This window comes from Halorubrum amylolyticum (genome assembly GCF_004114995.1).
GTDB lineage: Archaea > Halobacteriota > Halobacteria > Halobacteriales > Haloferacaceae > Halorubrum > Halorubrum amylolyticum.
In genome coordinates, this window is the sequence record NZ_SDJP01000001.1 from 176,772 (window position 1) to 197,602 (window position 20,831).

Annotated in this window: 19 protein-coding genes; 8 read left to right on the forward strand and 11 right to left on the reverse strand. The window is 70.2% G+C overall.

Annotated elements, in window-relative coordinates; genetic code table 11:
- Positions 1-134: 134 nt before the first annotated feature.
- Both ESO89_RS00770 and ESO89_RS00775 read left to right on the forward strand, forming a co-directional pair.
- A complete protein-coding gene (locus ESO89_RS00770; RefSeq protein WP_128903781.1) occupies positions 135-386 on the forward strand; it encodes a hypothetical protein in 252 nt (83 codons plus the stop codon).
- A 221-nt stretch (positions 387-607) separates the two neighbouring features.
- Positions 608-1,489: a homoserine kinase gene (locus tag ESO89_RS00775; RefSeq protein WP_128903782.1), complete on the forward strand. Its 882-nt coding sequence runs from the start codon at positions 608-610 to the stop codon at positions 1,487-1,489.
- 543 nt (positions 1,490-2,032) lie between these two features.
- Here ESO89_RS00775 and ESO89_RS00780 read toward each other — a convergent pair.
- From ESO89_RS00780 to trxA, 3 genes are read right to left on the reverse strand one after another with little or no spacing between them, the layout of a single operon-like run.
- Positions 2,033-2,614: a class I SAM-dependent methyltransferase gene (locus ESO89_RS00780; protein ID WP_128903783.1), complete on the reverse strand. Its 582-nt coding sequence runs from the start codon at positions 2,612-2,614 to the stop codon at positions 2,033-2,035.
- Positions 2,615-2,659: 45 nt separating this feature from the next.
- Positions 2,660-3,808, reverse strand: a complete 1,149-nt coding sequence (locus ESO89_RS00785; protein ID WP_128903784.1) for an aminotransferase class V-fold PLP-dependent enzyme — start codon at positions 3,806-3,808, stop codon at positions 2,660-2,662.
- Positions 3,809-4,147 carry a thioredoxin gene (trxA, locus tag ESO89_RS00790; RefSeq protein WP_128903785.1) on the reverse strand — a complete coding sequence of 113 codons (339 nt, stop codon included), beginning with the start codon at positions 4,145-4,147 and terminating at the stop codon, positions 3,809-3,811.
- A gap of 203 nt (positions 4,148-4,350) precedes the next feature.
- Here trxA and ESO89_RS00795 point away from each other — a divergent pair, with 203 nt between their 5' ends.
- The 3 genes from ESO89_RS00795 to ESO89_RS00805 all read left to right on the forward strand — a co-directional run bounded on the left by ESO89_RS00795 (position 4,351) and on the right by ESO89_RS00805 (position 6,449).
- Positions 4,351-4,881, forward strand: coding sequence for a DUF5817 domain-containing protein (locus ESO89_RS00795; protein WP_128903786.1), 531 nt, complete (start codon positions 4,351-4,353; stop codon positions 4,879-4,881).
- Between the two features lie 75 nt (positions 4,882-4,956).
- Positions 4,957-5,973: a DUF7490 domain-containing protein gene (locus tag ESO89_RS00800; RefSeq protein ID WP_128903787.1), complete on the forward strand. Its 1,017-nt coding sequence runs from the start codon at positions 4,957-4,959 to the stop codon at positions 5,971-5,973.
- A complete protein-coding gene (locus ESO89_RS00805; protein ID WP_128903788.1) occupies positions 5,970-6,449 on the forward strand; it encodes a hypothetical protein in 480 nt (159 codons plus the stop codon). Before ESO89_RS00800 ends, ESO89_RS00805 begins: the two co-directional genes overlap by 4 nt.
- A 35-nt stretch (positions 6,450-6,484) precedes the next feature.
- Here ESO89_RS00805 and ESO89_RS00810 read toward each other — a convergent pair whose 3' ends face one another.
- Both ESO89_RS00810 and ESO89_RS00815 read right to left on the reverse strand, forming a co-directional pair.
- Positions 6,485-6,844, reverse strand: coding sequence for a hypothetical protein (locus tag ESO89_RS00810; protein ID WP_128903789.1), 360 nt, complete (start codon positions 6,842-6,844; stop codon positions 6,485-6,487).
- A 100-nt stretch (positions 6,845-6,944) separates the two neighbouring features.
- A complete protein-coding gene (locus tag ESO89_RS00815; protein ID WP_128903790.1) occupies positions 6,945-7,781 on the reverse strand; it encodes a ubiquinol-cytochrome c reductase iron-sulfur subunit in 837 nt (278 codons plus the stop codon).
- Positions 7,782-7,998: 217 nt separating this feature from the next.
- Between ESO89_RS00815 and ppc the strand changes: the two genes are divergently transcribed.
- Positions 7,999-10,701, forward strand: a complete 2,703-nt coding sequence (gene ppc, locus ESO89_RS00820) for a phosphoenolpyruvate carboxylase (RefSeq protein WP_128903791.1) — start codon at positions 7,999-8,001, stop codon at positions 10,699-10,701.
- Between the two features lie 299 nt (positions 10,702-11,000).
- Here the strand turns inward: ppc and ESO89_RS00825 are convergent, their stop codons facing one another.
- The 5 genes from ESO89_RS00825 to ESO89_RS00845 all read right to left on the reverse strand — a co-directional run bounded on the left by ESO89_RS00825 (position 11,001) and on the right by ESO89_RS00845 (position 16,774).
- The gene (locus ESO89_RS00825; RefSeq protein ID WP_128903792.1) at positions 11,001-11,456 is read right to left on the reverse strand and encodes a 30S ribosomal protein S19e; all 456 of its coding nucleotides are present in this window, start codon (positions 11,454-11,456) and stop codon (positions 11,001-11,003) included.
- A gap of 135 nt (positions 11,457-11,591) precedes the next feature.
- Positions 11,592-12,935: a hydroxymethylglutaryl-CoA synthase gene (gene hmgB / locus ESO89_RS00830; protein ID WP_128903793.1), complete on the reverse strand. Its 1,344-nt coding sequence runs from the start codon at positions 12,933-12,935 to the stop codon at positions 11,592-11,594.
- Between the two features lie 113 nt (positions 12,936-13,048).
- A complete protein-coding gene (locus ESO89_RS00835; RefSeq protein WP_128903794.1) occupies positions 13,049-14,629 on the reverse strand; it encodes a carboxypeptidase regulatory-like domain-containing protein in 1,581 nt (526 codons plus the stop codon).
- A gap of 110 nt (positions 14,630-14,739) precedes the next feature.
- The gene (locus tag ESO89_RS00840; RefSeq protein WP_128903795.1) at positions 14,740-16,455 is read right to left on the reverse strand and encodes a hypothetical protein; all 1,716 of its coding nucleotides are present in this window, start codon (positions 16,453-16,455) and stop codon (positions 14,740-14,742) included.
- Between the two features lie 115 nt (positions 16,456-16,570).
- Positions 16,571-16,774: a hypothetical protein gene (locus ESO89_RS00845; protein ID WP_128903796.1), complete on the reverse strand. Its 204-nt coding sequence runs from the start codon at positions 16,772-16,774 to the stop codon at positions 16,571-16,573.
- 188 nt (positions 16,775-16,962) lie between these two features.
- Here ESO89_RS00845 and ESO89_RS00850 point away from each other — a divergent pair, with 188 nt between their 5' ends.
- Positions 16,963-17,688: a nucleoside phosphorylase gene (locus ESO89_RS00850; RefSeq protein ID WP_128903797.1), complete on the forward strand. Its 726-nt coding sequence runs from the start codon at positions 16,963-16,965 to the stop codon at positions 17,686-17,688.
- 24 nt (positions 17,689-17,712) lie between these two features.
- Here ESO89_RS00850 and ESO89_RS00855 read toward each other — a convergent pair whose 3' ends face one another.
- On the reverse strand, positions 17,713-18,162 hold the full coding sequence (locus tag ESO89_RS00855) for a UPF0179 family protein (RefSeq protein WP_128903798.1): 450 nt from the start codon (positions 18,160-18,162) through the stop codon (positions 17,713-17,715).
- A gap of 123 nt (positions 18,163-18,285) precedes the next feature.
- On the opposite strand from ESO89_RS00855, the gene tmcA reads away from it, so the two are divergent.
- Positions 18,286-20,625 carry a tRNA(Met) cytidine acetyltransferase TmcA gene (gene tmcA, locus ESO89_RS00860; RefSeq protein WP_128903799.1) on the forward strand — a complete coding sequence of 780 codons (2,340 nt, stop codon included), beginning with the start codon at positions 18,286-18,288 and terminating at the stop codon, positions 20,623-20,625.
- Positions 20,626-20,831: the final 206 nt, after the last annotated feature.

A 20,831-nucleotide genomic window follows, 5' to 3' on the forward strand; every position in this document is an offset into this window, starting at 1 on the left:
ATCGCGGCAGAGAAGTCGGTGCGAATCCGTGGTCGGTTCAGTCGATCCGGTCGACCGATCCGGGGGCCGAACCCCCGTCCGCCCCGCGCGAAACGGAACTTTAATGCGCGAATCCCTCGCACGTTCAGACAAGAATGCTCTCGCCGCTGTTCATCGACACGTTCCTGCTCGATTACCACCTCGGGCACGTCATACTGCTCGGGTTCGCCGTCTCGCTGCTGGCGACCGTGCCCCTGAAGTCCCAGAAGGTGATCGCGTCCGTCTTCGCCGGCTTCGGGACGATCTTCTTGGTCGCCCCGTACACGACGATGCCGCAGACGTACATCCTCGGGGGCATTCCGATGATCCTGATCGGCGCGCTGCTGTGGACGATGGCCGGTAACTGACGCGGTTCACAGTTCCGACCCCCGTTCTGCCGTCTTCCGCCCCGGTTTCCGCCGTCTCCTGCTCCGAGTTCTGCCGTCTCCTGCTCCGAGTTCTGCCGTCTCCCGCTCCGTGTTCCTCTCCCCGATAGCGCTGGCGTTCCGTCTCTCCGCACCGCCGTTCCGCCTCGCCGCGCCGTGGCTCGATCCCGCCTCTTTTTGCACCGCGAGCGACACTCCCCGCCATGGTCACGGTACGGGCACCCGCCACGAGCGCGAACCTCGGCAGCGGGTTCGACGTGTTCGGCGCGGCTCTCACGCGACCGGCGGACGTCGTCACCGTCGAGAAGGCGGCGGAGACGACGATCGAGGTCACCGGGGTCGGAGCGCAGTACATCCCCGAGGACCCCGAGAAGAACACGGTCGGCGCCGTCGTCGAGGCGCTCGACGCGCCCGCGCGCATCCACATCGACAAGGGCGTCCGCCCGGCGTCCGGCCTCGGCTCCTCGGCCGCCAGCGCCGCCGGCGCCGCGGTCGCGCTCAACCGGCTGTACGACCGCGGGCTCTCCCGGCCGGAGCTGGTCCCCGTCGCCGCCGAGGGCGAGGCGGTCGTCTCCGGCGTCGCGCACTCCGACAACGTCGCCCCGTCGATACTCGGCGGGTTCACGGTGACGACGAGCGAGGGGACCCACGCCGTCGACGCCTCGATCCCTCTCGTGGTCTGTCTCCCCGACGTCGCGGTCTCGACCCGCGACGCGCGCCGGGTCGTCCCCGAGACGGCCTCGATGGAGGAACTCGTCGAGACGGTCGGCAACGCCGCCACGCTCGCGGTCGGGATGTGCCGCTCCGACCCCGAGCTGGTGGGCGCCGGCATGAGCGACCCCGTCGTCACCCCCGAGCGCGCGCGGCTGATCACGGGGTACGACGACGTGCGCGCGGCCGCCTTCGAGGCCGGCGCGACGGGGGTCACCGTCAGCGGCGCCGGTCCCGCGATCCTCGCCGTCTGCCGCGACGAGCGTCGGCGGGGGGTCGCCGCCGCGATGCTCGACGCCTTCTCCGACGCCGGCATCGACGCCCGCGCCTACCAGACGCGGATCGGAAAGGGGTCGACGGTGCTCGAGGAGTGAGGCGATACGATCAGGGAGTTCGTGTCGGTGGTGTCGTGAAGGTGGTTGGTTCTTCGGTCGATCACTTATAAGCCGCTGATGGCAGATTGTGTCAGCGTTGTCGGATTCACTCCCGGCGTAAACGCCCGGATTCTCTCCTTGTAGAAAGATAGATGATGGGAGCCTCCGACTCTCTAACCATTCGTTTATAACCGATCGACCGTTCCGTGGTGAACACCCCCAAAGCCCCAGCCGCGAGGACGGCGCACGCTCGCTGCGCTCCTCAGTCGCTCGTTTCACTCGCTCCTTGCGGTGCTTACATCGCCTGCGCCGTCCTCGCGGCTGCCCCTTTGAGTCCCACCCACCCGCACCGTACAGCCTCACACCTCCCCAGCCTCGCGGCTCACGACTCGCGGCTTCGCCGCTCGCGTTCGCCGCGTCCCTCGCGCGTGCGACTCGCGCCCTACGGGCGCTCGTCGGCACGCGCCACCGCACATCATTCATAAATAAGACCGACGAGATCCACCCTTCTCCGACGGGTTACCCTTCGCGCTTACAGGCTGCCTACGGCGCGCGAGCGATCACGGCGAACGTCTCGGTGCGCTCGGAGGCGGAGACCATCTCGAACCCCGCCGCCTCCAGCGCCGCGACCGCGTCGCTCGCCGCGAACCGCTCGTCGGCCGAGGGGCCGTGCTCGCCGTCGCCCGCGGCCGACCAGTCGAAGAGCGCGAGTCGGCCGTCGGACCGGATCACGCGGGCCAGCTCCGCGAGGGCCGCGTCGCTCGCGAACTCGTGGTACGTCATCGTCGAGAACGCGGCGTCGAGCTCGCCGTCCTCGAAGGGGAGGGTTGCCACGTCGCTCTCGACGAGGGCAACGTTCTCGGGGACGCCCTTCTCGCGGTAGAACGCGTGCATCTCGGCCTGCACGTCGACGCCGTAGACCGTCTCGACGTGGGACGCGACCGCGTCGGTGTAGAAGCCGGTGCCGCTCCCGAGGTCGGCGACGGTCGCCCCTCCGCGGTCGGTGCGATCGGTGCGGTCGGCCGTCAGCGCGCCGACGACCTCCTCGGCGGAGACCCAGCGGTACCGGACCGCGGGGCGCTCCAGTCGCTCCGCCTGCTCGGCGTCGAACGTGTGAAATCCCATGCGCGGTCTTGTACGCGTGGCACTAAAACGCGTCCGGTCGCGGGCTCACCACTCGGCCGCGAGGCCGTCGACCAGCCGGTCGATCTCGGCCTCGGTGGAGACGGCGTGGACCGACGCCCGGACCCCGTCCGGGTGGGGCAGCGATCGAACGACGATCCCCTCCTCGGCGAGCCGGTCGACCGTCGCCTCGGGATCGTCGACGTCGACCGTGACGAGCCCGGACTCGTACTCGCGGGGGCTCAACAGGCGGTCGTCGGGGACGCCGTCCTTGAGCCGGTCCGTGAGCGACGCGATCCGGTCTTCGATCGCCGGGAGCCCGACCGCGTCGATCGCGTCGAGCGCTTTGATCAATCCGGCGTGGGCGGCCGGGGTCGTCGTCCCGACCTCGAAGCGCTTCGCGCCCGGCTTGAACGCGATCTCGTCGGCGTTCGGGTCCTCGACGCTCCGATAGCCGACCGCGCGCGGCGCCAGCTCGGCCGCGGCCTCGCGATCGACGTAGAGGAAGCCGGCCCCCCACGGGCCGAGCACCCACTTGTGGCCCGCCGCCGCCACCGCGTCGGCGCCCCACGCGGACACGTCCATCGCGACCTGTCCGGGCGACTGGACCGCGTCGACGAGCGTGAACGCCCCCGCCTCGTCGGCGAGCGCGACGAGGTCGGCGACCGGGAGCCGCGTCCCGTGGGTCCACGTGATCGCGCTGAAGCAGACGAGCCGCGCGTCCGCCACGGCCTCCGCGTACGCCTCGCGGTCGATCCGGCCGCCCTCGGTCTCGACGACGCGCACCTCGACGCCCTCGCGTTCCAGCCGCTTCCACGGGAGGACGCCGGCCGGGTGTTCGAGGTCGGTCCGGACGACCACGTCGCCCGGCTCCCAGTCGATCGCACCCGCGATCCGGGTGATCCCGTCGGTCGTGCTCTCGGTCAGGGCGACCTCGTCCGGCTCGGCGCCGACGAAGTCCGCGATGCGCTCGCGCACCGTCTCGTACGTCTCGAAGGCGCGCTCGTAGGGGTCCGTCGTCCCCGACCCGAACTCGTGGTCGGCGACGGAGTCGGACGCCGCCTCGACGACGCGCTCGGGGCTCGGACCGTGCGCGCCGAAGTTGAAGTACGCGGCCTCGCCGAGCGCCGGCACGTCCGCGCGCAGCTCGCGCAGGTCGCTCGGAGTCGTCCCGGCGTCGGCCTCGGGATCGGTCATTCAGGCGGTGTGCTCCGCGACCGCGTCGGCGAGCGCCGCCTCCGACTGCGCGCCGACCATCCGCTCCGCGAGCTCGCCGCCGGCGAACACGAGCAGCGTCGGAATGCTCTGCACGCCGTACTCGCCGGCCAGCCCCTGATGCTCGTCAACGTCGACCTTGAGGACGGTCGCGTCGGTGTCGTTCGCGACCGCCTCGACGGCCGGCTCCATCATCTGACACGGGCCGCACCAGTCCGCGTGGAAGTCGACGAGGACCACGCCGTCGGCGACATGGTCGTCGAACTCGTCGGGATCGGCCAGCTGAATCGGTTCCGTGGGGACGGCGTCGGTTGAACTCATCGCGTTCCCCTACGCACCCGACGCGGATAATGGTTTTGGATGGATAACACAATACCGCAATCGGACAGGACCGCGCGGGCTGATCGGACCGCACGCGGAGCGAACTGCATCCCGATCGAACTGCGTCCTGATCGAACTGCACGCCGATCGGGCCGGCGACGCGGGTCCGAGGGTTCAAATCCGGGGCCGACGAACCGCGCCGCATGTACGCGGTCGTCGGCTGCAACGAGTGCGCGGCGATGTGGCTCCTCACGGACCCGCGGACGAGCGACAGCGCGAAGTGCCCCCGCTGCGGGAAGACGCACCGGACGGCGAAGCTCAAGCGGTTCTTCGAGTCGGAGGACCGCGACGCGGCCCGCGAGGCCCGGGGCGCGCTGCTCGCGAAGAAGCGCGACGAGAGCGCGGCGTTCGCCGAGCTCGACCACGTCTCCGAGCTCGAACGCGCCGTCGACGAGGCGGGGATCGACGACCGCGAGTACCTCGAAGCGTCCGGAGTCGACGCCGACGCCGTCGACGAGGCCGGCGCCCGCGCCGAGGGCGGCGGGTCGGGCTCGCGGAGTCGGACCGAAATCGTCCGCGACGCGATCGAGACGGTCGACGAACCCACCGAGGAGAACGTCGTGGCGCGCGCGAGCGAGGACGGGGTCCCCCCCGAGACGGCCCGAGAGATCCTGACGCGGCTCGCGCGCCGCGGGGAGCTCTCCGAGTCGGGCGGGCGCTACCGGGCGCTCTGAGGGCGGTCCCAGACGGGGGATTCGCCCGCCGAGGTTTCGACAAAGCACTTATGTTGTCGTTCAGACGTGACGGGTATGGACACGCGAACTGCCCTCCTGGCGGCCGCCGCCGCGCTCCTGCTCGCGGGCGCGATCGGCGCCGTCGCCGCGCCGGACGCGATCGTCGACCCGCGCGAGGCCGACGAGCGTCCCGGCGATGTCAGCATCACCGACACGGTCGTCTCGCCGGGTGAGGTGCGCGGCGAGACAGCGGAGCTCCGGCTCGGAGTCGACCTCCGGCACCGGGGCTCGACCGTCGAGAACGTCACGGTCCGCCACCGCGCGATCGGCGCCGACTCGGGGCTGCTCGTCGACGAGACGACGGTCGACGTCGGCGACGTGGACGGCGACGGCGAACGGACCGTCAACGGCTCCGTCGACGTGGAGCGCGAAGGCGGCTACCGGATCGAGACCGTCGTTTTCGCCGACGGCGAGCGGCAAGCGAGCCAGACGACCCGCGTCGGCGGCGTCGCGGCGCTCACGCCCGACTACGCCGACTCCCGCGTCGGCTTCACCGACGGCAACGTCTGGCCGACCGTCGCGGTCAGCGTGAGCGAGGCCGACAACGAGACCGCGACGCTGTCGGTGTCGATCTCGGTGACGAACCGCGGCGACGCCGCCTCGGAGCCGCTCGACCTCCGCGTGCTGCTCCGGCAGGCGGAGTCGAACGTGATCGCCGACGAGGCGCGCGAGACGGTCGGCGAGGTCCGCCCCGGCCGGACCGACACCGTGACGACGACCGTCGAGGTGCCCGCGAACTACAACTACTACGTCGACGCCGCGCTGTGGAGCGACGACGTGCTCATCGACGAGACGCAGGGCGTCGCTAACCTGAATCCCCGAGAGACGATCAGCGCGAACGAGACGGTCGAGGAGGTGGAGTTCGCCGTCGAGGACTTCACGCGAGAAGAGGGCGGCGAGGACGCGAGTGGCGGTGCCGGTGCTCCTGACCGAGGCGAGGACGGCGCCGGAGACGCGACGCCCGGCTTCGGCCCGCTCGTCGCGCTCGTCGCGCTCGTCGCCGCGGCCCTCGCCGCACGGAGGCGACGATGACGGACGAACGCGATCGCGGTGACGCGAACGATTTGGACGACGCCGACGCCGCCGACCACAGCGACACCACCGACTCACCCACCGGACCCATGACCGACATCGCCCCCGACACCGACGACGACCGCGCATCGACGACGGCCGATCCCGAGAGCGATCTCGGAGACGAACCGGGAGGCGACCCCGAGGGCGACGCGAACGGAGGCGACGGCCGATTCGGTCGGCTCTCGACCGATGACCTCCGCGGGTACATCGATCGGATCGGGCTGGCGGCGCTGATCCTGCTCGCGCTGATCGCCGGCTGGAGCTTCTACAGTCAGGCCGGCCGCGCGATCCGGACGTGGCTCGACCCGGCCTTCCAGCCGATCGCCCTCGCGGCGTTCAACCTCGCGGTGCTGCTCGTCGCCCTCGCCGGCGTCGCCCACCAGCTCTCCCGAATCCGTCGGAGCGAGGGAGGGGGCGGCGAAGGAGACGGGTAGCGATTGAGTAGCAGCCGGGTCCCTCTCGCCGGCGCCTACTCCTCGGGGAGGTCGTCCGTGCTGGCCGGAATCCGTTCGACCTGCCCCGCGAGCGTCGCCGCGTCGCCCGCGACGGTGGAGGCGTCGACGCCCGCCTCACCGGCGACCAGTCGGACGTGCGCGGCCAACAGCGCGAGCGCCCGAAGCCCCTCGTTCTCCGCGTCGCCGTCCCCTCGCTGGGCGAAGGCCGTGTCGACCTCGCCGTCGCGGACGACGCCGACGTGGACCGCCTCGATCCCCTCGCCGTCGAGGAGGTCGCGGGCGCGGTCGATCTCCGCGGCGAACGGATCGGCGTTCGCGTCGGTCGGATCGTCGGCGGCCGGCGCTCCGTCTGCGGGAACCTCGTCGTCGCTCATGGGGAAGCGTACGCGAAGCGGGGGGAAAAGCGCGGCGCCCGTCGGGGCGCGCGGCGTCGGCGGGTCCGATGGTGCCGGGGTTTCGCGTCGGTTCCGGCGGTTACTCGTCCGGGCGGGGCCGGGCGATGAACAGCGACTCTTCGAGCGTGAACGGGTCGTACGTCGACTGGTGGCAGACGCAGTAGGTCCCGTTGGCGGCGTCGTACCGGGCGGACTCCTCTAACACCTTGTAGTCGGGGATACAGCAGAAGTGCGTACAGACGTTGAGGTACGCGATGAACCCCTGATCCGTCGAGGCGGAGACCCACTCGTCGTTCTGTGCGGCCTCCTCGATCCGCGGCGAGCGGATGACGATGGCGTTGAGGTCGGCGTCGGCGTCCTCGGACCGCCAAGTGACGGACGCCGGCTTCCCGACGCCGTCGTCGCCGATCCCGTTGCCCCACTCGGCGTAGTCGTCGAAGTCGTCGACGTGGATCTGGTCGCCGGCGTCGTAGGTCTCGTCCTGCCAGTCGTACTTGCCGGGGGCCGCCCGGAACAGGTTGTCCGACTCGAAGTTCGGGGCGATGTTCTCCTGTGACTCGACGCCGCAGTACTGGAACCACGCCCCGGAGTAGGTCCGACCGCCGAGCTGCTCCTGTGCGACCTCGATCTCCTGTCCCTCCTGCGTGACGGTCTGCGTCTCGGGCCAGATCCCGCGGATGTACCCGTCGTCGGTGACCTCGACCGGGATCTGCGGGAGGCCGCGCGGCGCCGGGCCGCCGGTCTGGGTGATCGACATCGCGACGGTCGATCCGCCGCCGACGCCGCCGGAGGTCGTCAGGGTGTTCACCGTCGCCGACCCCATCGCGCCGACCCCCGAGAGGGCCGCGCCGCCGACGACGCCCTTGACGAAGCGGCGCCGGCCGGACTCGGCCGGATACTTGTCGGACTGACTCATACCCGTCGTTCGGGTTGGACCGGTAAAAAGGGTGACGAACCCTCCACCGAAGCGGAACGGCGGTCGGGGTACGCCTCCGGGCGACCGGTCGCCAGCGCGTCGACGGCCCGACCCGCCCGCGAGGTGTCGAACGATCGATCGATACGTTTACTCGAAGCCGAGGCAAACCTTCGTTCGGGCATCGGTTTTAACCCATCTCGACGGGTGTATCTGTGGTATGGTGTTGCACAATCGGGACGTGCGGACGGACGTGCGCGAGCTCGGCGCGCTCGTGGGGGACGTCCTCGCCGCGCAGGCCTCCACCGAGGCGTACGAGACCGTCGAGGACCTCCGAAACGCGGCGATCGACTACCGCCGCGGCGACGCGACGAGCCGGGACGCCCTCCACGAGTCCGTCGACGGGCTGTCGACGACCCGGGAGGGGATCGTCGCCCGCGCGTTCACGACCTACTTCGAGCTGATCAACCTCGCCGAGGAGCGCGAGCGGGTCCGCGCCATCCGGGACGCAGACGAGGAGGGAGCGCTCCACGACTCCTTCGACGCCACGATCGCCGAGTTCTCCGAGGCCGGCGTCGAGGCCGACGAGCTCCGGGAGCTGTTACAGGACGTACTCATCGAGCCGACGTTCACCGCCCACCCCACCGAGGCCCGGCGAGCCACGGTGAAGGCGAAGCTCCGATCGATCGCCAACCACCTGGAGGAGCTCGACGAGCGCAACCTCACCGAGCGCGAGCGCAACGGGATCTGGCGCGACGTCACCGCCGAGGTGACCAGCCTCTGGGGCACCCGGCAGGTGCGCCAGCGCAGCCCGGAGCCCGAAGACGAGGCGCGAAACGTCCAGTGGTACCTCGAAAACACGCTCTTCGACGTCGTCGGCGACGCCTACGAGGAGTTCGAGGAGACCATCTCGAAGGAGTACGACGACGTGGACTGCCCCAAGCTCTTCGAGTTCCGCTCGTGGGCGGGCTCCGACCGCGACGGCAACCCGTTCGTCACGCCGGAGGTCACCGACGAGACGCTGGGGCGGCAGCGCGAGGTCGCCGTCGAGAAGTACCGCGACCGGTGTAAGCGGCTCTCGGCCGTGCTGAGCCAAGACGGCGAGCGCTACGCGGTCGACGACCGGCTCGCCGAGTCGCTGGCGGCCGACGCCGAGCGGTTCCCGACGGTGGTCGAGGAGGCGCGCGAGCGGTACCCCGACGAGCCGTACCGCCAGAAGCTCCGCCTGATGCGCGAGCGGCTGGACCGCGTCGACGACGTGCGACCCGGCGAGTACCCCGACGGCGACGCGTTCCTCGCCGACCTCGACGTGATCGCCGACTCGCTGGCGGCCGACGGCCAGGACGCGGTCCGCGAGTCGTTCGTCGAGCCGCTCCGCCGGCAGGTCGACACGTTCGGATTCACGCTCGCGTCGCTGGACCTCCGCGACCACCGCGAGAACCACACCGAGGCGGTCGCCGAGGCGGTCGCGACCGAGGGCGTCGACTACCGCGAGATGGACGAGGACGCCCGCCAAGAGTTCCTCACCGAGGCGATCCTCCAAGAAGACCCGGTCGTCGACGCCGACGAGCCCGGCGACGTCTCCGAGACCACCGAGCGCGTGCTCCGGCGGTTCCAGGAGCTTGCCGACTGGCAGGACGAGTACGGCGCGCAGGCGATTGACACCTACTGCATCTCGATGACGGAGGAGCCGAGCCACGTGCTCGAAGTGCTCTTCTTGGCCGATCAGGTCGGTGTCGTCTCGCTGCCGGACCACTGCGGGCTCGACGTGGTCCCCCTGCTGGAGACCGAATCCGCACTCAACGGCGCCGAACGCATCCTCGGGGAGCTCTTCGACAACGAGGCGTACGCGACCGCGCTGGAGGTCCGCGGGGAGATCCAAGAGGTCATGCTCGGCTACTCCGACTCCAACAAGGAGAACGGGTTCCTCGCCGCGAACTGGGACCTCTACGAGAATCAGCGCCGGATCGCGCGGTTCTGCCGCGAAGAGGAGGTCACCCTCCGGCTGTTCCACGGCCGCGGCGGCTCCATCTCGCGGGGCGGCGGGCCGATGAACGAGGCGCTGCTCGCGCTTCCCAACGAGACGGTCACGGGACAGGTGAAGTTCACCGAGCAGGGCGAGGCGATCGCCGAGAAGTACGCCAACCCGCGGATCGCCGAACGCGAGCTCGAACAGATGCTCGACGCGCAGATCCGCGCCCGTCAGGAGGCCAACGAGGAGCCCACCGAGGAGGTGCCCGAGAGCTGGGTCGACGCGATGGAGACGATGGCGCCCGCCGCCCGCGAGACGTACCGCGATCTCCTGAACACCGACGGGTTCGTCGACTACTTCGGACAGGCGACGCCCATCTCCGTCGTCGAGAACCTCAACCTCGGCTCGCGGCCCGCCTCGCGCTCCGGCGAGCGCACCGTCGAGGACCTGCGGGCGATCCCGTGGGTGTTCTCGTGGACCCAGACCCGGCTCATCCTCCCGGGGTGGTACTCGCTCGCATCCGGGCTCGACGCCTACCTCGACGCGGTCGGGGAGGCGGAGGGCCTCGAAACCCTCCGAGAGATGTACGAGAAGTGGCCGTTCTTCCGCACCACTCTCGACAACGCGGCGCTCGCGCTCGCCCGCACCGAACCGGAAATCGCCGCCGAGTACGCCGACCTCGCGGACGACGACCTCCGGGAGCGGTTCTTCCCCGAACTGATCGGGGAGTACGAACGCGGCCGCGAACTCGTCCTGGCGATCAGCGGCCGCGACGATCTGATCCGCCGCGAGTGGCTTGAAGAGAGCCTCGACCGGCGGAACCCCTACGTCGATCCGCTGAACCTGCTGCAGGCGAACCTACTCGGGCGGACGCACCGCACCGAGGAGGAGGAGCGGACCCTCCGGCTCACCGTCAACGGCATCGCCGCCGGGATGAAGAACACGGGATAGTTCGGTCGGGGATTCGATCGAACCGGTTCACTTGCCGTACCGCCCGCACACCGTTTTTCATCGACGCTACCGATAGCCGAGGCTCTGCGATCCGATCACGACGACGCCCTGCGAATCGGCCACCCGACAATTTTGTATAGCGATATTGGATATATGTCGGCGAGCGTGGGACGATCGGTACCGAGCGCCAACGCGAGAAAAGCGCCGCAAGACGGCGAGTATCGGTGGAATCAGACGAAAAGGGAGTGCCGGAGCCGCGGCTCGGGAGCGAGCGCGACGTGCAAAAAGCGAATCGCTATCTACGCGTAGCGTTCGAGTTCCGGCCGGTCGAGGTCCTCGAAGACGTCGGCGGCGACCTCGGAGAGGAACGCCTCGCCGTCGTCGGAGACGCGACGCCCTTCGCCGGCGGCGGTGGTCACGAGCCCGTCCTCTTCGAGGGCCTGCAGCGACGCGCGGATGAGCTTGCGGGAGCCCCCCTCGTGCTCGCCGGGGCGGACGGAGTAGCGGTTCGAGCCGCGCTTCTTCGAGCCGTACTCGGTGGCGAGCCGCTCGATGCCGATCGGCTCGTTCTGGGCGACCTTCCGGAGGAGGCTGGCGGAGCGCACGTACCAGAAGTCCTCCTGTTCCGGCGGGAGCTCCTTGCCGGCGCCGCTCTTGGCGAACTCGACCCAATCGGGCTCGTCGATCCGGTCCTCGAGTCGTGCGGCGACCTCCTCGATGAGGGCGTCGGCCGGCACGTCGTAGATGGTTACCATTGAGGTGAATTTCAGCCTAACGTCGTTTAAACCCATCGTATTCGAGAAGCGTCGTGTGACCCGTTTTCACGGGTAGCGGAGCCACAGAAACGGAATCACGAGGCAGAAATATCGTCGTCGACGCGCACCGAACAGCTACTCGACGTACTCGTACTTCCGCTCGTTCATTCGGCCCCAGCCGGTGAAGACGAACTCCGCCTCCGGCTGCGTGAACTCCTCGATCTCGCGTTCCACGTCCATGTCGTACTCGTGAACGTCGTGGACGTCCTCGTACTCGTCCCACGTGAGGTCGTAGCGCGCGGCGAGCCGGTCGTCGATGTCGAGCCCCTCGATCTCCGCGCGCCAGCCCTCGCGGACCGTCTCCGCGTGGATCTCCGCCTGGGCGCCGGAGCCGTAGGAGGCGATGAGCAGCGTGTCGCCGACGAACGAGCGGTCGCGGGTCAGAGCGTCGCGCAGCGCGCTGACGCGGGCGATGTGGACCGAGCTGGTGTACCAGTTGCCGACCTCCCGCGAGAGCCCGAGCGTTGGCTCCACGGCGGTATCGTACCACGTCTGATACTGCTCGGTCGTCTTCAGCTCGTCCATGTAGTCGCGGATGGCCTCCTCGTACGCCTCGCGGTCGGCGAAGTCCTCCTCGCGGGGCTGCCGGCCGATCTCGTCGGCGAGCGCGTCCTCGTACTCCGTGTCGCGGATAACGTGGCGGTACGCGAGCAGGGCCGCCTTCCGGACCATGCCGGGGAACGGCGTGTGGAACGGGGCGTACGCGAAGTCGTCGAGCTCGATGTCGTCGGTGACCGACTCGTAGTCTTCGAGGGCCTCGCGCATCCGAGAGAGGTACACCTGCACCGAGCGCTTGCCGTCCACGCTCGGGAACTGCTGGTTCGGCTTCAGGAAGTCCGTCTCGTCTTTCGAGCCGTAGCCCTGCTCGGTCGAGAGCGCGACGAGCGAAGGATCCTCGTCGATCAGCATCGCGACGGCGCCGGCGCCCTGCGTCGCCTCCCCGGGGTCGCCGCGGGCGTACAGCGCGGTGTCGGTCGAGATCACGAGCGCCGCGCGACCCCGGTTCCGCCCCGCCCGAATCCAGTTGTAGGCGTCGTCGATCGCCTGCGTACCGGCCAGACACGCGAACTTGCGCTCGCCCTTGTTGGCGTGCGTGAAGTCGCCGTCGTACACCTGCTCCAGACAGCCGGCGATGTACGTCGACACCGGCTTCGAGTGGTCGAACGCCGACTCGGTCGCCACGTCGATCCGGCCGATGTCTTCGGGGTCGAGCCCCTTCCGGTCCATCAACCCCTTCGCGGCGTTCGCGCCCATCGTGACGATGTCCTCGTACACGTCCGGGAACGAGGAGTTGTTGAGCCCGAGCCCCTTCGTGTACTTCTCCGGGTCGTCGCCCTTCTCCGGCGCGAACGTGCCCGGCAAGTCGAGCTTGAGCTTTCCGGTCCAGATCTCGACGGCGTCGATCCCGACTGCGGTCATACACGGACCTTCATGCGGCCGCCATATGGATTTGTCGATGGGCGTTTACGTCGATCGTGGAAACGGTGTCGGCCACCGCGTCGGGCGTCAATCGTCCGCCACCGCGTCGGGCGTCAGTCGTCGTCCCCGTCGGACTCGATTGTCGGTTCGGGGTTGAACCACGCGCCGGTCGTCGCGACCGTTCCGTCGTCCGACTCGATCTCGATGTCGCCGTCGGACGCGAACAACGCGAACGCCCTCGCGTTGAACGCGCCGTTCGTGAGATCGACATCACCCTCGGCGGACAGGGAGATGTCGCCGGCGTCCGCCCCGAAGAGCGCCTGCGTCGTCGTCTTCACCGTGGCACCACGAGCGTCGATCCCGCCGCCCGACTCGATCTGAATGTCACCGCTCGATGCGCCGAGGAACCCGGACGACGAGGTGTCGATCACCGCGCCCTCCGCTATCGAAACGCGCTCCTCGGCCGCCAGTTCGATCGACCCCGCCGACAGGGAGACGCCCTCGCGCACCGTGATCCGGTCGGTCTCCGCCGCGAACGAGCCACGGACGGGAGGGTCGTCGAAGACGACGAAGTGCCCGTCAAACTCGCCTTCGAACTCGCCGTCCTCGATGTCGGCGCCGTCGAACGTCTCGTCCGCCGAACCGTCCCCGTCGCGGTCGATGTACGCGAACCCGTCGGTCTCAGCGGGTACCACCTCCACGGTCGCGGTCGCCGTGTCGTCCTCGCTCGCGACCGCGAGTTCGACCTCGCCCACGTCGGTCGGCCCCGGCCGCCACGTCAGCGGTATCTCGCGGCTCTCGCCGCCCGAGAGGGTGAGCGTCGCGTTCGCGACCTCGTCGCCGGCCGCGGTGAACTCGATCCGCTGGGTCCCCTCCTCGTCGCCGACGTTCTCGACGGTCGCGTTCACCTCGACCGGCTCCCCCACGTCGACTTGGGTGTCGACCCCGTCGATCGTCACCGCGAACTCGGCGGGAGCGAGGGGGTCGAGCTCGAAGCGCTCGGTCGCCGTCTCGTTGGGGCCGACGGCGACGGACCTGGTCGCCGAGACGAACCCGGCGGCCGTCACGGTGACGTCGTACTTCCCCGGCTCGACCCCCTCGATCCGGTACGCTCCGCCCGCGGCCGTGGTCGTCTCGGCGACGCGGCCGGCGCCCTCGACGGTGACCGTCGCGCCGGTGACGGGAGCGAGGGAGCGGCGGAGGCCGAGCGCGGCGCCCGAGGCGACCGCCGCGGTCGGCTCCTGCCCGACGACGGTCCCCTCGATGGCGCCCGTCTCGGCGGTCGGGTCCGGTTCCGGCGCGAGCGAGGCCCGCTCGATCACCGTCCCGGACGGTCGGTGCACGAGCCGGACCTCGTTCGAGGCGTTCGCGACGAGCGCGTCCGCGAACGTGCGGCGGTCTCCCGGTCCGAACCGCCCCTCCGGCGGCGCGAACGCGATCCGGGTGCGGTTCCCGTCGGCCTCGACGATCGCGGCGAGGTCGTCGTTCGAGAGCGCATCGCCGCCGAGGTGGCTGACGCCGAGGTCGGTCCCGTCGGCCGTCAGGTCGGCCGAGACGACGATGTCGTCCCCTCCCGACGTCACGTCGCCGAGGTAGGCGATTCCGACCGCGCCCGCGGCCACGACGAAGACGCCAAGCAGCAGCACCACTCCGACCGTCTCCGACTGGGCGCGGGCGGTAGTGGGACGGGACATGAGGGATCGGTCGCTTTGATTGACGGATACGCGATATTTCAATACCCCGTCGCGGCTATCGAGTCCGATAACCGCGGATCGCCGGGTGCAGAAGGGGTGCCCACCGCACCTCAGGGATACGGAACGGTCTGCCGGTCTCGCTCGTTGCCGGCGCCGTCGTAGAGGATGACGCGGACCTCGACGGCCTGATTATCTCCTTTGACCGTCTCGGTCTGTGGCTGTGTCTCGACCGGGAAGAAATCAGTTTCCTCAACCTTTCCATTGCCCGAAATCGACTGGAGTTTCACCTGCGCGTTAGGGTTGCTGGTGTCGACATCGAACGTGACATCGATATTGTTCCCGGTGCCAGCACTCTGGGGATCGACGCTCAGGATCTCGTACGTTGGAGCTTCCTCGTCAGTGACCTCAACCAGAATACTATCGGCATCATCCCCTGTGGCCGCATACAGATCAAACCGGTCGCCGACAGCATCATTTGCACTGACATCGACCGTAATCCGGCCGTCGACCTCGGTAGTATCCGTGCCGGGCGGATCAGGGACGAAACCGTCATTATCCGGTCTGGGAGCGATCGAGAAGTCAACGGTTGCTCCCTTAATCCGCTCGCCGGAGAGGCGATCAGAGACGGTTACGCCCAGAGGCTCGTCGCTGCCGGCCGGAACGGCGACCGGGTCCGGCTCGTCCCACTCGACGTCGAACGTCCGGCTCCCGGGACCACCGTCGTCACCCCCCACGTCGAAGGTCACGGACTCGTAGGCGGGTCCCGCGGACCCGTTGATCGCGGCGGTGAGCGACCCCGTCGCGGTCGGCTCGAAGAACGCTCGCCCGTCGTCGCCCGTCGTGCGGTTCGCTCCGCCGAACGAGACCGTGGCGTCCGGGACGGGGTTGTTGTACCGGTCGCGGACCTCGACGCCGACGCGCTCGCCGAGGGCGGCGCTCTCGGAGCCGACGGACACGACGTACGCCGGTTCGGTCGTCCCGGTGGTGTCGAGCGACACCTCCGAGAGCCCCAGCCGGTACGGGTCGGAGCCGTTGGGCAGCGTGATCCGCACCGTTCCGCTGGCCTCGTCGGCGGCGGCGGTCGCGCCCGCCGGGAGCCGCTCCTCCCAGCGGGTCGCGAGCGTCGCCGGGTCGTCGACCGTCGTCGGGAGTTCGAGGGTGATCGACCCGCCGTCGGGGACGATCGGGACGGTGGTGTCGCTCGCCGAGACCGCCCGCGCGTCGACGCTACGTCGGCCGACGCCGTTTGCCGACACCGAGCCGGTCAGCGCGGTCAGAGAGATGCGGCCGTCGGCCACCGCCGTCTGGTCCGATCGGAGGAGGACCGCGTCGTCGAACTCGGCGGCGACGACCGAGTGCTCGTAAGTGAGCCGCGGGGCGCCCCGAAACTCGTTGTAGTCGGCGGCGTACCGGAGCGAGCGCGTCTCGAACGCCGGGTCCGTGTTCCAGAACAGGCGGGCGTTCTCGTGGGCGGCGTCGCCGATCGTCGCGTTGCTGATCCGTATCGCGCTGTCGCCCTCGCTTTCGACCGTCGTGAGCGACCCGGAGACGGGCGGCGGGTTCACGAAGAACGTCCGGGAGGAGTACCGCGTTCCGAGCCGGATCTGCGTCGACCGCGTCGACCCCGTGGCGGCGGCGTCGAGGACGCCGTTGCGGAGGTCGCCGAACCGGTCTTCGACCTGCTGGCTGTGTTCGTACTCGACGTCCGCGTTCTCGGTCGGGACGACCTGCACCTGATAGACGCCCAGCGCCAAGACGAGAAAGCCGAACAGGATCACCGTTCCGACCACGACCGACTGACCCCGACGGTCGCGACTGAAGCGCATTGGGGGGTGTCGACGCCGGATCGGTATAAAATCCTCCGTCGGCCTCTCACTCGTGATACCGCCCCTCCCCCGCGGTCGGGGCCGGGATCGCAGATCCGCCCCGGTGCGGGGTGTTTCAGTCGCCCCCGTCGGCCCGTCGTGCCGTCAGCCACGCCGACGCGACGGCGACGGAGCCGGCGAACCCGCCGAGCAACACGGCCTGCGTCCAATTGAACCCGAGCAGCGTCCCCGCGACCGGCGTGACCAGGAGGAACGTGACCACGAGGGCGCCGATCGTCGACGAGAGAGAGGCGGTCGCAGACTCGTCGGAGTCGCTCATGTCACGGATCTGGCGAAGGCGGGCGATAAACCGGGCGATCCGCCGTCGTCGACGGTGTCGGCGAAACGATCGGAGCAGCCGCAGTGATCCTGTCATAAATCTCATTCTGCGATATCAAATCCGCTTCTCGAGGGCGACCCCGCCTCCCGACCGGTCCGTTTTTGCGCGCGGCGGCTGTCTCGGCGCGTATGGCGAAACAGCCGCACCTGCTGGTCGAGGAGGGCGACGTCCACGAGATCGCGATCATCCCGGGCGACCCGGGGCGCGTCGACCGGATCGCGGACCTGTGCGACGACAGCGAACTCGTCGCGCAGAATCGCGAGTACAAGGTCGTCAACGCGAGCTACGAGGGGACCGACCTCACCATCTGCTCGACCGGGATCGGCTGTCCGTCGGCCGCCATCGCGGTGGAGGAGCTCTCGCGGGTCGGCGTCGAGACGTTCCTCCGCTGTGGCACCTGCGGCGCCCTGCAGGCCGACATGGAGGTGGGCGACATGGTGGTCGCGACCGGCGCGGCCAAGGAGGAGGGGACGAGCAAGCGCTACGAGTCGGTCGAGTACCCCGCAGTCCCCGACTACGACGCGCTCACCGAGTTGGTCGGCGCCGCCGAAGACAACGACGAGGAGATCCACGTCGGACCGATCGTCTCCGACGACGCGTTCTACAACGAGGACGACGAGTACGTCGACGACTGGGAGGACGCCAACCTGCTCGCGATCGAGATGGAGGCGGCGACCGTCTTCTCGCTCGCGCGCCGCAAGGGGCTGCGCGCCGGGGCGATCTGCACCGTCGACGGCAACCTCGTCGCGGGCACGCAGAAGGGCGCGGACTCGGACGACGAGCTGCCGGCGAAGGCCAAGGACAACGTCGAGCGCGCGATCCGGATCACGCTGAACGCGGTCACGGCGCTGTAGGCGCCGGTTCCGAGAATCGATCCGCTACCCGTCTTCCGCCCGGAACTCCACCAGCGTCAGGTCTCGTCCGAGCGCGCACTCGTCGTGGGGCGGCTCGCCGAGCACCTGATCGATGACGCGCTCGTCGTCGAAGTCGGCGCCGTCGGGGACGCAGTAGCCGTGGCTCGGGCACTCGGTGTGCGGGCACGGGCCGGCGAGCGAGACGCGGCTCCCGGCGTACGCCTGCTTCGACGGGACATTGGCGGGGACGGGCGCGGGTTCGACCTCGACCGCGCGGACGCCGGCGTCGTGGACGGCGCAGTCGAGCGTCTGGGCGTTTTCGCGGATTCCGGTTACGCGGTACCGGGTCCCCTCGGAGAGGTTGAGACACTGGCTCCGGTAGGGACACCCCTCGCAGTCGGGCGATTCCCCCTGATAGACGAACTCGCGGCCCGTGTCCGCGAGCCGCGTCCCGATGAGCGTGACCGTGGTCATGTCCGGAGAGACGCGCCGAGTGTCCGTAAGCGTCCCGCCTCGCGCGGCGGAGAGGGGACGACCGAGGTGGGGGCGGGTCCGGAGGGCAAGACACATCCCCGCCCTCCGGCAACCACAACCAACATGATCGCGGCGCTGGCGCGGGACGCGACACGGGAAGCCGAACGAGCGAACGAGCGGCGCGTCCTCGTGCTCGCCGGCGACCGCGACCGCGGATTCGACGCCGCCTACGACGCGATCGAGTCGATCGCTGGCGACGAGCAGACCGCCGACGAATCGGTTTCGATCGTCTCCACGCGCGAGGGGTTCCGGTTCGAGGAGCACCGCCCGCGGAGCGCCGATGAACTCCTCGGTCGCACCCGCGAAGTCGTCGTCCTCGACTGCCACGAGCAGTTCGTCCCGAACGCGCTCGGCCGGAGCGTCGGCGCGGTCGACGGCGGCGGCCTCCTCGTCCTCCTGACCCCCGACCTCGACGCGTGGCCCGCGGTCCGTGACCGGTTCGACGACTCGCTCGCGGTCCCGCCGTACGAGGTCGACGACGTGACGGGCCGGTTCCGCGAGCGCCTCGTCGGGACGCTCCGGTCGCATCCGGGGATCGCGGTCGTTTCGCTCGGAGAAGACGGACCGGATGGCGACGCGATCGAGCGCGACGGGCTCACCGGCCGGCGGGACGGTGCGACCCCGGAATCAACCGACCGGGCACCCGCGGAGAACCCGACCGCCCCGCCGAACGCGACGTTCCCGGCCGCGGCCTACGAGGCGTGTCTCACGGGCGATCAGGTCCGGGCGGTACGGGCGTTCGAGTCGCTCGCGACGCCGGGGCACGCGGTCGTCGTCGAGGCGGACCGCGGGCGCGGGAAGTCGAGCGCGGCGGGGATCGCGGCGGGCGCGCTCGCGCTCGCGGGCGCCGACGTGCTCGTCACGGCGCCGGCGTTCCGCAACGCGGCGGAGGTGTTCGCGCGGGCGGGAGAGCTGATCGCGCGGGCGGGAGAGCTGATCGGGGGGAGCGAGCGCGACGACGGAAGCGAGGGTGACGGCGGCGCGACCGGGTCCGAGGACGACGCCCGCCGCCTCGACGCGCCGGGCGGCGGGCGGGTGCGCTACCTTCCGCCCGCCGAGGCCGCCGACCTCCCCGACGGCCCGGACGCGGTGATCGTCGACGAGGCGGCCGCGCTCCCGGTGCGGCTGCTCGAACGGTTCCTCGACGCGCCGGCGGTCGCGTTCTGCACGACGGTTCACGGCTACGAGGGGGCCGGTCGCGGGTTCTCGATCCGGTTCAAGGAGCGCCTGCGCGCGAGCCGCTTTTCGGTGCGGGACGTGCGGCTCGACGAGCCGATCCGGTACGCCCGGAATGACCCGGTCGAGGCGTGGGCGTCGCGGGCGCTCCTGTTCGACGCGCGCCCGGCGGTCGACGAGGCGGTCGCGGGGTCGGCAGTCGAGGACGCGACGTACCGGACTCTCGCGCCGGACGACCTGCTCGCGGACGAGGCCCTGCTCCGGGAGGCGTTCGGGCTGCTCGTCGCCGCGCACTACCGCACGGAGCCGAACGACCTCGCCCGGCTGCTCGACGCGCCGAACCTCGCCGCGCGGGCGCTCGTCGCGGACGGGCGCGTCGTCGCGGTCGCGCTGCTCGCGCGGGAGGGCGGGCTCGACGCCGAGACCCGCCGGCGGATGTACGAGGGCGAGCGCGTCCGCGGCAACATGGTGCCGGACGTGCTCACGAGCCAGCTCCGCGACGAGACAGCCGCCGCGCCGCGGGGCCTGCGGACGGTCCGCATTGCGACCCACCACGCGCTCAGAGGCGAGGGGTTCGGCTCCCGCCTGCTCGACGAGGTACACGGGGAGTTCGGGGGCGACATCGACTACTTCTCGGTCGGCTACGGCGCGACGCCGCGTCTGCTCCGGTTCTGGCGGCGCACGGGCTACGGGACGGTTCACCTCTCGACATCCCGTAACGACGCCTCCGGGGAGCGCTCCGCGATCATGGTGCGGCCGGCCGGCGAGGACGGACCGGGGAGGGACCTCCTCGACCGCCACGCCGTCGCCTTCCGGGACCGCGAGCGCGACGGGCTCTCGGACGCGCACCGCGACGTCGACCCGGACGTGGTCCGCGGCGCGCTTCGCGCGTGTTCCGCCCCGGTCCCGGTCGATCTCACCGAGACCGAGTGGCGCTCAGTCGTCGGCGCGTCGGTCGGCCCGGGGATGTACGACACCGCGCCCGGCGCGTTCCGCGACCTCGCGCTCGCGACGCTGATCGGGGGGAGCGAACTCGACGACCGGGAAGAGCGCCTGCTCGTCCGAAAGGTCCTCCAAGGCCGGCCGTGGGAGGAAGTCGCCGCCGCGCTCGGCTTCGTTTCGCCGAGCGCGTGTATGCGTGCGCTCGGCGACGCCTACGTTCCGATCGTGGAGCGGTACGGGACCGAGTTCGCGCTCGCGGAACGGGAGCGATTTATCAGCGATTGAGGAACGCCGCCGACGACGCCGTTTATAAAACGACCCGCGGTGGCGCGTGCCTGCGAGCGGCCGCCCTCGGCGGCCGCGAGTCAGCACGCGCGAGGGACGCCGCGAACGCCCGAAGGGCGTGAGCGGCGAGGCTGGGGAGGTGCGAGGTCCGGTTGTGGTGCGGTGCCGGGTGGGAGTCAAAGGGGCAGCCGCGAGGACGACGTAGG